Consider the following 14294-nt stretch of genomic DNA (forward strand, 5'->3'; position numbering starts at 1 on the left):
CCGAGATTGAAAAAGGGGTCAGAAGAAGGCTTTCTTCTGACCCCGACTTCATCAGAAAATCCGGTTCAACCCATTCAACGCTGCCACCCGGTAGGCCTCGGCCATGGTCGGGTAGTTGAAGGTGGTGTTGATGAAGTAGTTCAGGGAGTTGGCCTCCCCTTCCTGGTTCATGATGGCCTGGCCGATGTGGACGATCTCGGCGGCCTGGTCACCGAAGCAGTGGATGCCCAGGATTTGCCGGGTTTCCCGGTGGAACAGGATCTTCAGCATGCCCACTGCCTCGCCGGTGATCTGGGCACGGGCGAGGTCCTTGAAGAAGGCCTGGCCCACTTCGTAGGGCACCTTGGCTTCGGTCAGTTCCCGCTCGGTCTTACCCACGGAACTGATCTCCGGAATGGTGTAGATGCCGGTCGGCACATCCGACACGAACCGGAAGTATTCATCCTTGACGATGTCCGAGGACGCCGAGCGACCCTGGTCGTAGGCGGCACTGGCCAGGCTGGGCCAGCCGATCACGTCACCCACCGCGTAGATGTTTTCCACTTCGGTCCGGTAATGCTCGTCGACCGCGAGCTGGCCGCGGCCGTTGGGTACCAGATCGATGTTCTCGAGGCTCAGGCTGTCGGTGTTGCCGGTACGGCCGTTACACCACAGGAAGGCATCCGCCCGGATCTTCTTGCCGGACTGCAGCGACAGCACTACGCCGTGGTCATCCCCCACCACAGACTCGTATTGCTCGTTGTGACGCACCAGCACGCCGTTGTTACGCAGGTGGTAGCTCAGGGCGTCGGAGATCTCGTCATCCAGGAACGACAGCAGACGGCTGCCCGGGTTGATCAGGTCCACCTTGACGCCCAGGCCAGCGAAAATCGAGGCATACTCGGAGCCAATGACACCCGCGCCATAGATGATCAGTGTCCTCGGGGTATGGGACAGATTCAGGATGGTATCGGAGTTGTAGATCCGGTGGTGGCGGAAATTCACGTCGGGTGGCAGGTACGGTCGGGAGCCGGTAGCAACGATGGCCTGCTTGAAATGCAGGGTTTCGACCGACTTGTTACCTCGAACCTCGAGCCGGTTCCGGTCCAGGAACGATGCGCGGCCATTGATCAGGTCCACCCGGTTGCGGGAATAGAACTGGGTGCGCAGCTTGACCTGCTTGCCAATCACTTTCTGCGCGTTCTGCAGAACTCTTGGAAAGGAGAACCAGCGCGGCTCGCCGATATCACGGAACATCTGGTTGGTGTTGAACGTGATGATCTGCTTGACCGAGTGACGCAGCGCCTTGGACGGGATGGTGCCCCAGTGGGTGCAGTTACCACCAACCGTCGGCTTGTCTTCGATGATCGCGACACGCTTGCCGTGTTTGGTCGCATTCATCGCCGCGCCTTCGCCGGACGGACCAGCGCCGATAACGACGACGTCGTAATGATGTTCTGCCATGCGCGCAGTGACTCCTTATCTACGTCGTGAGAATTTGATTCTGATTATTGATTTTGTATGCGGATCGACGGCGTTTCGATCAGTGACGATCAGCGCTGGTGGCATCGTAGGCCAGGTCGTCAGCACCCTTCGCTTCGCTCTCCAGCCGCTCGTTCTCTTCCTTGCACTTCTGGGTATTGCCGCCGCAAATATCGCAGGAGGAGCTGATACCCAGAGCACCAATACCGCCGCAGGTTCCACTGATCGGTTTGCGCCCGAACATGACGCCGATGGACATTGCCGCCACCAGCACAATCACGATGAACAAAACAAGAAGAAAGGTACCCATGTTGCCCTCCCTTTACTGGATCACGTAGGAGGAAAAGGCCGGCGTCTGATGCGTTTCAAAGCCGTTTTCCGTCCTGATAATAAAATAGGCGGGGATATTCTCCCGCGTTGCCAGCGCCTGAGCGCGCTCAAACCCCATCACGTTAAAGCCGGTGGCCAATGCATCCGCCGTCATACAGTCTTCAGCGAGAACCGTCACGGAGGCCAGATTGTGGGTGATCGGTTTTCCGGTCTCAGGGTCAATTGTATGGGAATAACGCCGCCCTTCCGATTCGTAATAGTTACGATAATCTCCAGACGTCGCCATCGCTTCGGTTTCCAGCGCGACCACCCGGTTGACCTCCCGGCCTTCCGATATGGGCTGTTCAATGGCCAGACGCCAGGCGTCGCCGCCCGGTTTACGGCCCTGGACACGGACTTCACCGCCGATCTCTACAAGGTAAGCGCTCACACCTTCACTGTCGAGGTAACGGGCCACCGCATCCACACCGTAGCCTTTCGCAATCGCTGAAAGATCAATGTATTGCGGCTTGTCTGCCCGCACGGCCGGCGGCTCATCCCGAAGCGCAAGCTGCTCATAGCCGGTGGCCGATAACACACGGGCCAGCTCCTGCTCGGTCGGAACCTGCTCGGGCCGGGCCTCGGGACCGAACCCCCAGAGGTTCACCACCGGCCCTATGGTCACATCAAAGGCGCCATCTGTAAGCTTGGAGACCTCCACGGCCTTGGCAAGGACCTCATGAAGCGGCTCGGAGATCTCGACCCATTCACTCTGGTCCGGCATCCGGTTCAGTCGCGACAGCTCGGAGTCTTCCCGCCAGGTCGACATGGCGGCATCCACCTTTTCCAGTTCTGTTTCAATGCCTTTGGCCAGATTCTCCAGACGTTGCTGGTCATCCGTCAATACGACATTGATGTGGTAGGTGGTACCGAACACGCCACCGGAGATTTCCCAGACTTTTTCCTCGGGCTCAAACGAACAACCCGCCAGAGCGGCCAGGGCCAGCGCCACAAAGGCGCTGACCACGGCCACCCTGACGGGTCGTAACATGCAGGATGTCATCTGAGTAGATTAACCCCCGAAGTCATCCAGCATGATGTTTTCATCCTCAACACCAAGATCCTTGAGCATCTTGATGACCGAGGCATTCATGATGGGGGGCCCACACATGTAGTACTCACAGTCCTCGGGTGCCGGGTGGTCCTTCAGATAGTTTTCGTACAACACGTTATGGATAAAGCCGGTGGGGCCTTCCCAGTTGTCTTCCGGAAGCGCATCGGACAGCGCCACATGCCACTCGAAGTTCTCGTTTTCTTCCTGCAGCATGTCGAAGTCTTCCACGTAGAACATCTCGCGGACACTCCGGGCACCGTACCAGAAGCTGATCTTGCGCTTGGAATTCAGGCGCTTGAGCTGGTCGAAGATGTGCGAACGCATCGGGGCCATACCGGCACCACCGCCGATGAACACCATTTCGGCGTCGGTCTTCTTGGCGAAGAACTCACCGAACGGCCCCATAACGGTGACCTTGTCACCCGGCTTCAGGTTGAACACATAGCTCGACATGATGCCTGGCGGGTGATCGGTACCCGGAGGCGGAGTGGCGATCCGGATGTTGAACTTCAGAACACCCTTCTCTTCCGGATAGTTCGCCATGGAGTAGGCGCGGATGGTTTCTTCCTTGTTGATCGCCTTGTAGCGCCAGATATCGTGCTTGTCCCAGTCTTCGTGGAACTCTTCCTCGATATCGAAATCCTTGAAGTCAATCTCGTACGGAGGACATTCGAGCTGCACGTAACCACCAGCGCGGAAGTCCACTTCCTCGCCTTCCGGCAGCTTCAGAACCAGTTCCTTGATGAACGTCGCGACGTTGTGGTTGGAGATAACCTCGCACTCCCACTTCTTCACGCCGAAGAACTCTTCCGGAACCTCGATTTTCATGTCCTGCTTGACCGGAACCTGGCAGGACAGGCGCCAGCCTTCCTTCTCTTCCCGGTTGGTGAAGTGGGTCTTTTCCGTGGGCAGCATGGCGCCGCCACCGTCCAGAACCTTGCACTTGCACTGGGCGCAGGTACCACCGCCACCACAGGCGGAAGACAGGTAGATGCCGCTGTTGGCCAGGGTGCCGAGCAGCTTGCCGCCGGCGCTGGTCTTGAGCGTATGCTCAGGATCGTCGTTGATCTCAATGGTCACGTCACCGGTGCTTACCAGCTTGGAGCGGGCCGCGAGGATAATCGCGACCAGCGCCAGAACGATAACGGTGAACATGACCACGCCGAGAATAATTTCTGTATTCATGGTCTCGCCTTTTCGTTAAACCGAATCACCGGGTGAATTACAGGGAGATACCGGAGAAGGACATGAAGCCCAGGGACATCAGACCAACGGTAATGAAGGTGATGCCCAGGCCACGCAGGCCTTCCGGAACGTCGCTGTACTTGAGTTTCTCACGGATACCTGCCAGTGCGATGATGGCCAGCGCCCAGCCGAGGCCGGCACCAAAGCCATACACCAGACTCTCGCCAAAGGTGTAGTCACGCTCAACCATGAACAGTGACGCACCCAGGATGGCGCAGTTAACCGTGATCAACGGCAGGAACACACCCAGTGCGGCGTAAAGAGCCGGGATGTACTTGTCCAGTACCATCTCCATGATCTGTACGATCGCCGCGATAACACCGATGTATGTCAGCAGGCCCAGGAAGCTCAGGTCTACGTTGGGCAGACCGGCCCAGTCCAGGGCACCTTCACGCAGAATGGTGTTATAGAGCAGGTTGTTAACCGGCACGGTGACGGTCAGTACCACAACAACGGCGATACCCAGACCGGTGGCTGCCTCGATCTTCTTGGAGATCGCGAGGAATGTACACATCCCCAGGAAGAAGGCCAGCGCCATGTTCTCAACGAAAATGGCCTTAACCAGAAGACTGATATAGTGTTCCATCAGAAGGCCTCCTTGGCTTTGTGACGAGACATCTTGTAGTCAGGCTCTTCAACCTGCTCCGGCTTCCAGGCCCGCAGGCCCCAGATCGCCAGACCGATGATGAAGAACGCGCTCGGCGGCAGCAGCAGAAGGCCGTTCGGCACGTACCAGCCACCTTCGTTCACGACCGGCAGCAGGCCAACACCGAACAGCGAACCGGCGCCCAGCAGTTCCCGGAAGAAAGCCACGAACAGGAGCATCACCGAGTAACCCAGGCCATTACCGATACCGTCCAGGAAGCTCAGCAGGGGCGGGTTGTTCATGGCAAAGCCTTCCGCGCGGCCCATAACGATACAGTTGGTGATGATCAGACCAACGAATACCGACAGCTGCTTGGAAATCTCGTAGGCGTAGGCCTTGAGGATCTGGTCCACCACGATTACCAGGGAGGCAATGATGGTCATCTGTACGATGATCCGGATGCTGCCGGGAATCTGGGTACGGACCAGGGAAACCGCCAGGTTGGAGAAAGCGGTAACCGCGATAACCGCCAGACACATGACGATGGTCACGCTCATGCTGGTGGTTACCGCCAGCGCCGAACAGATACCGAGGATCTGCAGGGCGATGGGGTTATTACTGAAGATCGGTTCGAAGAGAACCTGTTTGGCAGATGAACCGGCCATGATCAGACCTCCCCTTCACGAAGTTTTTTCAGGAACGGAGCGAACCCGCGCTCACCCATCCAGTAGTTGACCAGCTGCTGAACACCCCGACTGGTGAGCGTTGCGCCCGACAGAGCGTCAACCTTATGCTCCTTGTCACGGGCATCAGCATTCACACCACCCTTGACCAGCTGGATCTGGGGCTCGCTGGGGCTGTCGGCATACACTTCCTTGCCGACCCACTGCTGTTTCCAGCGCGGATTGTCCACTTCACCACCCAGACCCGGTGTCTCCGCGTGGGAGTAAAAGCCGAGACCTTCGATGGTGTTCAGGTCTCCCTCCAGGGAGATGAAACCATAAAGGGTGGACCACAGGCCATAGCCATGAATCGGTAGCACCACACGAACCAGCTCACCGTTCTCGCTCAGGGTATAAACCTTGGCGACGTTCGGACGGCGCTTGATGCCGGCCTTGTCTTCGGAGGAGGGAATGTTGGTGGACATCTGGGGATCAGAGGCCGCCTTGTACATGTCGTACTTCATGGGGTCCTGCACGCCAACGGCGGAAGGCTCCACGAATTCGCCGCTATCCAGGTCCACCAGGCGCACGTCGAAACGCTCGAACGCTTCTTCGATCTCCTGGGCGCTGGTGCCGGGCTCAAGCATGCCGGCAGCGGACAGGATGTTGGTCTTGATATCCAGGTTCTGATTCTGGATCTGCGCCGGCCGGAGCATGACGGCTGCGGTCGAAACCACAACCGAGAACGCAATACTCAGCACCAGTGCAACCATCAGGGTTCTGGAGACAGTATCTTTAGCTTTAGCCACGAGCAAGCCTCCGTTTGATGTTGGCCTGAACCACGTAGTGGTCCATCAGCGGTGCGAACAGGTTGGCGAACAGGATCGCCAGCATGATGCCTTCCGGGAATGCCGGGTTGACCACACGGATCAGCACGGTCATCACGCCCACCAGGATACCGAAGCACCAGCGGCCGGTGTTGGTCATGGCGGCAGAGACCGGGTCGGTAGCCATGAACATCATACCGAAGGCAAAACCACCCATGACCAGGTGCCAGTGTGCCGGCACGCCGAACATCGGGTTGGTGTCGGAACCGACCAGATTCAGCAACAGGGACATACCGATCATGCCGATCAGCACACCACCCACGATGCGGTAGGAAGCGATCTTCATCACTAGCAGAATGAGACCGCCGATCAGGATGGCCAGGGTCGACGTCTCACCCATGGAGCCCTGAATGGTGCCCATGAATGCGCTCATCCAGCCGATCTGCTCCTGCAGTGCTTCCAGACCACCGGAGGCCGCCCAGCTCAGGGCAGTGGCGCCACTGAAGCCGTCAACCGCGGTCCAGACAGTGTCACCGGAGATCTGCGCCGGATAGGCGAAGTACAGGAACGCACGACCCGTCAGGGCCGGGTTCAGGAAGTTCTTGCCGGTACCGCCGAATACTTCCTTGCCGATCACCACACCGAAGGTGATACCCAGGGCCACCTGCCACAGCGGGATGGTGGGCGGGCAGATCAGGGCGAAGAGCACGGAGGTCACGAAGAATCCTTCGTTCACTTCGTGGCGACGCACGGTGGCGAACAGCACTTCCCAGAAACCACCCACCACGAAGGTGACGAAGTAGATGGGCACGAAGTACGCCAGACCGTAAACGAAGTTATCCCACATGCCGGCACCGGCGCCGGTTACCGCCAGGGCCTGGATGAAGGCAGTCCGCAGGCCGCCGTCACCCACCATGGCATCCGGGTTGGACGCCAGGAAGCTGTTGGCCTGGTAGCCGATGTTCCACATACCGAAGAACATGGCCGGGAAGGTACACAACCACACCGTGATCATGATGCGCTTGAGGTCAACGCCGTCACGCACATGGGAGGTGGTGGAGGTTACGCTCGAAGGCGAGTAGAAAATGGTATCGACGGCTTCATACAGCGCATACCACCGCTCGTACTTGCCGCCCTTCTCAAAGTGATGCTCGATTCCATCGAGAAACTGTCGGATTGCCATCGTATTAGCCCTCGATCTCGATTCGGGTCAGGTTCTCACGGAGAATCGGACCGTATTCATATTTGCCGGGGCACACGAAGGTGCACAGCGCCAGATCTTCTTCGTCCAGCTCCAGGGCACCCAGTTTCTGTGCCATTTCGGTATCACCGACAATCAGCGAACGCAGCAGCTGGGTCGGCAGGATATCCAGGGGCATGATCTGCTCATACGCACCGACCGGTACCATGGCCCGCTCACTGCCGTTGGTGGTGGTGGTGAAATTGAACAATTTGCCCGGGTTGAGCTTGGACAGATAGATGTTCAGCACGGAGAACTTGTTCGGGCCCGGAGACAACCAGCCCATGAACTCGCGCTTGGTCTGTTCTTCCAGCACGGAAATCTGGTTGGCAAAGCGCCCCAGGTATGCACAGGGACCGTCGCCACGACGACCACCGAACACCGAACCCGAGATGGCACGGACTTCACAGTCTGTGGCAACTTCACCGTCCAGAAGTTCCTGCAGGCTGGCACCCAGGCGGGTACGGACCAGGCGCGGTTTCAGGGCCTTGGGGCCTCCGATAGCAACGATACGCTCGACCGGAACTTCACCAGTCTCGAAAAGCTTGGCGATATCGATCACGTCCTGGTAATTGATCGACCAGACCGTTTTGCTGCCGGAAACGGGATCCAGGTAATGGATGTGGGTGCCCACATTGCCAGCCGGATGCACACCGTCAAATTGCTGGATTTCAATGTTGTCCGCTTTCGGCACGGCCACATCGGAACCGGGCTTACCGGTGACGAAAACCTTGCCACTGGTCAGCTTGGAGATAATGCTCAGCCCCTTCTCGAAGGCCTTGGCATTCTCGCCGATGATAACCGTCGGATCAGCCGCCAGCGGGTTGGTGTCCATCACGGAAACAAAAATGGAGTGGGGAGCGGAATCGATTTCCGGCACCTTGCTATAGGGACGCGTCTTGAACGCTGTCCAAAGGCCGGACTCAACCAGGTTATCGACAACCTGCTGACGCTCCAGCCCACCAAGGTCGGAATCGTTGTAGCGAGCAAAGGTCTCAGCCTCTTCGCCATCGATCTCGATAACGATTGACTGGAACACACGACGCTCACCGCGGTTGATTTCTTTCACCACGCCGGCAGCGGGTGAGGTATAACGAACGCCTTCGGTCTTCTTGTCCGTGAACAGCAGCGACCCGCGCTTGACACGGTCTCCTTCTTTCACAGCCATCGTCGGCTTCATGCCGTTGTAGTCGAAACCGATCAATGCCACGTGGCGAATCGGCTTGCCGTCTGTAATGGTCTGTTCGGGAGCGCCGCTGATGGGAAGATCCAGGCCTTTTTTGATCTTGATCATTAGCCTCGTCCAATCATCAGAAACTATCTAAGGATTTCCAACGCCCGGCCCCTGCGGCCCAGATTTCCTGGCGGATTGCGCCAGAAGGCTGCACCAGTTGACTCAAACGCCACAGCAATTGCTGCTGCCAGGCATTTGACGCAGGAAAAGATGAGAAACGGGGTGCCAGACATACCCAAAATCGCGCCAATTATAGAGATTAAGGAAACCTATTTCCACCAGAAACCGGAATGGTTTTTCTACCCCGAAAGCAGTAAAAAACCCCGGCAGCCAAGGCCACCGGGGTTCTTCAGAGCACATCGCGCCTGACCGGCGCTACGACCTTAGTCGCGTGCGCGCTTCGGAAAGATCGGGTAAGTCACACCCGCCATCTGGTTCACACAACGAACCACCTGGGCGCTGTAGCCGAACTCGTTGTCGTACCAAACGTACAGGATGAGGCGCTTGCCACCGGCAATGGTCGCTTGGGCATCAACGATGCCGGCGTGGCGGGAGCCGACAAAGTCGGTGGAAACCACTTCCGGAGAGTTCACGAAGTCGATCTGCTTCTGCAGCTCGGAGTGCAGCGCCATGTCACGCAGGTACTCGTTCACGCCTTCCACGGTGACATCCTTATCCAGGTTCAGGTTCAGGATGGCCATGGAAACGTTCGGGGTCGGTACCCGGATGGCGTTACCGCTCAGCTTGCCTTTCAGCTCAGGCAGCGCCTTGGCGACGGCCTTGGCAGCGCCAGTCTCGGTGATAACCATGTTCAGCGGAGCGCTGCGGCCACGACGGCTACCCTTGTGGTAGTTGTCGATCAGGTTCTGGTCATTGGTATAGGAGTGCACTGTCTCCACGTGACCGTCCTGAATGCCGTACTCGTCATGAATGGCTTTGAGCACCGGCGTGATGGCGTTGGTGGTACAGGACGCCGCAGACAGGATCTTGTCCTCGTCGGTGATCCAGTCGTTGTTGATACCATAGACGATGTTCTTGATGTCGCCCTTGCCCGGCGCGGTCAGGATAACCCGGCTTACGCCCTTGGACTTCAGGTGCAGGCCCAGGCCTTCCTCGTCACGCCACTTACCGGTATTGTCGATAACGATGGCGTTGTGGATGTCGTACTGGGTGTAATCCACCTTGTCCGGACCGTCGGAGTAGATCACCTTGATGTAGTTGCCGTTGGCGATCAGGGCAGATTCTTGCTCATCCACGGTAATGGTGCCGTCGAACGGGCCGTGGACAGAATCACGACGCAGCAGGCTGGCACGCTTCTCGAGGTCGTTCTCGGCGCCGCCCTGACGAACCACGATGGCACGCAGGCGCAGGTTGTTACCGCCGCCGGCCTTCTCGATAAGGATCCGGGCCAGCAGCCGACCGATACGGCCGAAACCGTAGAGCACAACGTCCTTGGTGTCGTTGTGGGCATCTTCCTCGGACTGAGCCTGGTACTGGCCAACCACCGGGCCAATTTCGCGCTTGAGGAATTCCGTCAGATCGCCACCTTCGGACTTGAACTTCACAGCCAGCTTGCCGATATCGACGTGGGCACGACCCAGGTCCAGCTTGTCCATCGCCTCGAGGATCGGCAGAGTGTCGTGAACGGACAGCTCGCTGTCTTCCACCTGACGCACAAACCGGTGAGCGCGAATAATATCAATCACCGACTGGTTGATAATGGCGCGGCCATAAACGGACGTAACCACGTTGTTCTTGCGGTAGAGACGGCCGATCAGCGGAATCATGGCTTCCGCGGTGGATTCTCTCTCCGTCCAGTTAGACAGGTGCTGGTTGATCTGTTCGTGACTCACGGTTGGGACCTCTGTTAGCACTGGGAATAATTTCAGGGGCGCACATTATCCAACTTAAGCGGCCTGACGGCAAATACGATCGGCTTATCCATTCGTAAGGTTCCGTTCATACTCACGTGCACTGCTCACCCTGCCATGACAGTGTCATTCCCGGACGGTAGAATACGCCGCTCGCCATCTCCCCGATACAGGACTGCAGGAGCAACCACCCGACCATGAGCCAAGGCCCCTCCAGATCAGATAACCGGCTGATTGCACCGGAGTTCCCCACTCGCCCGGCGGACCACCGAACCTGGGGGGAGCTGCACGGCAGCAGTAACGCCCTGGCCATCTGCGAGAGTGCCCGCAACCATCCGGGACTGACGCTGGTTATCACCCGTAGTACCAGCGAGGCCATCGAGCTGGAGCAGGCCATGCGGTTCTTCCTGGGGCTTCCCGGTGACGAGGATCAACCGGCGATCACCGCGGACGGCATGGAACTGCTATCCCTGCCGGACTGGGAAACCCTGCCCTACGACCTGTTCTCGCCGCACCAGGACATCACCTCCCGCCGGATCCGGACCCTGCATCGCCTGCCCTCGACCCGTCACGGGCTACTGGTGGTTCCGGCCCGCACCCTGATGCACCGGTTGCCACCGGTCAGTTACCTGCAGGGCAACACCCTGATCCTGGAGGTTGGCCAGTCCCTGGACATCGACAAATGGCGCCTGCAGCTGGAAGCCGCCGGTTACCGTTACTCGGAGAATGTCTACGAACACGGGGAATATGCGGTCCGTGGCGCAATCCTCGACATTTTCCCCATGGGTGCCAGCCAGCCTTACCGGATCGACCTGTTCGATGACGAAATCGAGACCCTGCGCACCTTCAATCCCGAGACCCAACGCTCGGTTGACCGGATTGACCGCATCGAACTGCTGCCGGCCTATGAATTCCCCTGGCACAAGGAAGCCCGCTCCGGGTTCCGCAACCGCTGGTTCGAACAGTTCCCGAATGCCGACCGGGATGCCCCCATCTACCAGGACGTGAGCCACGGCATCACGCCGCCCGGTATCGAGTACTACCTGCCACTGTTCTTTGACGAAACGGCCACCCTGTTTGATTACCTGCCCGGCGAAACCCTGGTGTTTACTGCCCAGGGTCTGAATGAGGCGGTCAGCCAGTTTGACGCGGAAACCCGCAACCGCTACGAGGATCGCCGTCATGACCGCCTGCGGCCGATCATGCCGCCAACCACCCTGTTCTTGCAGCAGGGTGAGCTTTTTGGCCACCTGAAGACCTTCCCGCGGGTCACCACCACCCCGGACACCGTCGAAGGCAGCGGCGCCGTCAACTGCCCCAGCAGATCCCTGCCCGATGTGGCAATGGACGGCCGGGCGGCGGATCCGGCAGCCCGGCTCAAGCGCTTTATCGAGGAATTCGGTGGCCGCCTCCTTATCGGTGCGGAATCCTCCGGCCGGCGTGAGGCACTGATCGAGAACCTCTCCAGCCACGATCTGAAACCCCGGAATCTGGATGACTGGCAGTCGTTCATCTCGGAGGATGAGTGCCCGCTGGCTATTACCATTGCCCCCATGGAGCAAGGGCTGGTGCTGCCCGAGCAACATCTGGCCCTGGTGACCGAGACTGCCCTGTTCGGGGAACGGGTGCTGCAACGCCGGCGCCGGGAAAAACCGACCGAACTGGACGATGGCGGCTACCGCGACCTGTCAGAGTTGCGGATCGGGGCCCCGGTAGTCCATATCGACCACGGTGTCGGTCGCTACCTCGGACTGGAGACGATTACCGTCGGCGACGAGTCCAACGAGTTCCTGATGCTCGAATATGCCGGCGGCTCGAAGCTGTATGTGCCGGTTTCCAGCCTGCACCTGATTTCCCGATACGCCGGCACCGATGTCGAGCACGCACCGCTGCACAAGCTCGGCACCGAGCGCTGGAGCCAGGCCAAGCAGAAAGCACTGGAGAAAATCCGGGATACCGCGGCCGAGCTGCTGGATGTCTATGCCCGTCGGGAGGCCCGCAAGGGCTTCCAGTTCGAGGATCCGAAGGAGGCGTATCGCGCCTTTGCAGCCGACTTCCCTTTCGAGGAGACCCCGGATCAGGAAGTCGCCATCCAGGCCGTTTTCGAGGACATGACCGGAGAGCGACCCATGGACCGCCTGGTCTGTGGTGACGTCGGCTTTGGCAAGACCGAAGTGGCCATGCGCGCCGCCTTCCTGGCAACCTGGTCCGGCAAACAGGTGGCGGTGTTGGTGCCCACCACCCTGCTGGCGCAACAGCATTACGAATCCTTCCGGGACCGGTTCTCGGGCACCCCGGTACAGGTTGAGCTCCTGAGCCGGTTCCGCAGTGGCAGCCAGACGACCAAGGCGCTGGAAGCCATCGAGAACGGCAAGGCCGATATTGTTATCGGTACCCACAAGTTGCTGCAGGGAGACATCCGGTTCAAGAATCTGGGCCTGGTCATTATTGATGAGGAACACCGCTTCGGGGTCCAGCAAAAGGAAAAGCTCAAGGCTCTGCGGGCAGAAGTGGACATGCTGACACTGACCGCCACCCCCATTCCGCGAACCTTGAACATGGCCATGGGCCACTTGCGGGACCTGTCCATCATTGCTACCCCGCCGGCCCGGCGCCTGTCCGTAAAAACCTTTGTCCGGCAACGGGATGACGCCATGGCAAAAGAGGCGATCCTGCGGGAGATCCTGCGGGGCGGTCAGGTGTACTACCTGCACAACGACGTGGCCACCATCGAGAAGACCGCCGAAGACCTGCGCCGGATGATTCCCGAGGCGCGGGTGGGCGTGGCCCATGGCCAGATGCGCGAGCGGGAGCTCGAACAGATCATGTCCGACTTCTACCACAAGCGCTTCAACGTGCTGGTGTGCACCACCATTATTGAAACCGGCATCGACATTCCGAGCGCCAACACCATCATTATCGAGCGCGCGGACAAGTTCGGCCTGGCCCAGCTCCACCAGCTCCGGGGCCGCGTCGGCCGTTCCCACCACCAGGCCTACGCCTACCTGCTGACGCCGCCGCCAAGGGCCATGACCGCGGATGCCAAAAAGCGCCTGGATGCCATCTCCGAGTCCCAGGACCTGGGTGCAGGCTTCATGCTGGCCACCCACGACCTGGAAATCCGGGGCGCCGGCGAATTGCTCGGAGAGGAACAGAGCGGGCAGATCGAGTCCATCGGTTTCACCCTGTACATGCAACTGCTGGACGAGGCTGTCAAGGCCATCAAGGAAGGCCGCACTCCGAACGCGGACCTGCCGCTGAGCCACGGCACCGAGATGAACCTGCGAATTCCAGCGCTGATTCCCGAGGATTACCTGCCCGATGTCCATAACCGGTTGATGCTGTACAAGCGCATCGCGAGCGTGGACAACACGGAGGCATTAAAAGAACTTCAGGTTGAGATGATCGATCGGTTCGGATTGTTACCGGAACCGACGAAGAACCTGATTCGTCAGACTGAATTGAGGCTCAAGGCTGAGGCTCTGGGCATCGTGAAGATCGATGCCGGGAAGGAATGGACCCGTCTGGAGTTTGGCGGCTCGACACCAGTGGACCCGCTGGTTCTGGTTAAAAAAGTGCAATCCGCTCCGGACCAATACCGGCTTGAGGGGGCCAACAGCTTCCGTTTCAGGCTGAAGGACACCTCCACCGGTGGTAAACTCGATGGCATTTCGCAAATGCTGGATGAGCTGGCACCGGCTGACAGCAAATCCAGGCACTGACGCTCGCATGATTCGGGGAGAGA

At 59.0% G+C, this 14294-nt stretch carries 11 protein-coding genes; 1 reads left to right on the forward strand and 10 read right to left on the reverse strand.

The features are described 5' to 3' along the window. Positions 1-51: 51 nt before the first annotated feature. From sthA to ACQUTG_RS09420, 10 genes are all read right to left on the reverse strand, one after another. A complete protein-coding gene (gene sthA / locus ACQUTG_RS09375; protein WP_428919133.1) occupies positions 52-1443 on the reverse strand; it encodes a Si-specific NAD(P)(+) transhydrogenase in 1392 nt (463 codons plus the stop codon). A 79-nt stretch (positions 1444-1522) separates the two neighbouring features. After that, positions 1523-1771, reverse strand: coding sequence for a (Na+)-NQR maturation NqrM (nqrM, locus tag ACQUTG_RS09380; RefSeq protein ID WP_428919134.1), 249 nt, complete (start codon positions 1769-1771; stop codon positions 1523-1525). A gap of 12 nt (positions 1772-1783) precedes the next feature. After that, the gene (locus ACQUTG_RS09385) at positions 1784-2833 is read right to left on the reverse strand and encodes an FAD:protein FMN transferase (protein ID WP_428919135.1); all 1050 of its coding nucleotides are present in this window, start codon (positions 2831-2833) and stop codon (positions 1784-1786) included. Positions 2834-2842: 9 nt separating this feature from the next. Next, positions 2843-4069 carry an NADH:ubiquinone reductase (Na(+)-transporting) subunit F gene (gene nqrF, locus ACQUTG_RS09390; protein ID WP_428919136.1) on the reverse strand — a complete coding sequence of 409 codons (1227 nt, stop codon included), beginning with the start codon at positions 4067-4069 and terminating at the stop codon, positions 2843-2845. 37 nt (positions 4070-4106) lie between these two features. Beyond that, positions 4107-4715, reverse strand: coding sequence for an NADH:ubiquinone reductase (Na(+)-transporting) subunit E (gene nqrE, locus ACQUTG_RS09395; protein ID WP_239036805.1), 609 nt, complete (start codon positions 4713-4715; stop codon positions 4107-4109). Beyond that, positions 4715-5380, reverse strand: coding sequence for an NADH:ubiquinone reductase (Na(+)-transporting) subunit D (locus tag ACQUTG_RS09400; protein WP_239036804.1), 666 nt, complete (start codon positions 5378-5380; stop codon positions 4715-4717). Before ACQUTG_RS09400 ends, nqrE begins: the two co-directional genes overlap by 1 nt. Before the next feature lie 2 nt (positions 5381-5382). Further along, positions 5383-6186: a Na(+)-translocating NADH-quinone reductase subunit C gene (locus tag ACQUTG_RS09405; protein WP_428919137.1), complete on the reverse strand. Its 804-nt coding sequence runs from the start codon at positions 6184-6186 to the stop codon at positions 5383-5385. Beyond that, on the reverse strand, positions 6179-7387 hold the full coding sequence (locus ACQUTG_RS09410; protein WP_428919138.1) for an NADH:ubiquinone reductase (Na(+)-transporting) subunit B: 1209 nt from the start codon (positions 7385-7387) through the stop codon (positions 6179-6181). The genes ACQUTG_RS09405 and ACQUTG_RS09410 overlap by 8 nt, the downstream gene beginning before the upstream one ends. 4 nt (positions 7388-7391) lie before the next feature. After that, positions 7392-8738 (reverse strand): Na(+)-translocating NADH-quinone reductase subunit A, encoded by a 1347-nt coding sequence (locus ACQUTG_RS09415; RefSeq protein ID WP_428919139.1) that lies wholly within the window; start codon positions 8736-8738, stop codon positions 7392-7394. A gap of 323 nt (positions 8739-9061) precedes the next feature. Then, positions 9062-10531, reverse strand: coding sequence for a glyceraldehyde-3-phosphate dehydrogenase (locus ACQUTG_RS09420; protein ID WP_428919140.1), 1470 nt, complete (start codon positions 10529-10531; stop codon positions 9062-9064). 215 nt (positions 10532-10746) lie between these two features. On the opposite strand from ACQUTG_RS09420, the gene mfd reads away from it, so the two are divergent. Beyond that, positions 10747-14271, forward strand: coding sequence for a transcription-repair coupling factor (gene mfd, locus ACQUTG_RS09425; RefSeq protein WP_428919141.1), 3525 nt, complete (start codon positions 10747-10749; stop codon positions 14269-14271). Positions 14272-14294: the final 23 nt, after the last annotated feature.

Origin of the sequence: Marinobacter sp. DUT-1 (genome assembly GCF_050379415.1) — a bacterium.
Classification (GTDB): Bacteria; Pseudomonadota; Gammaproteobacteria; order Pseudomonadales; family Oleiphilaceae; genus Marinobacter.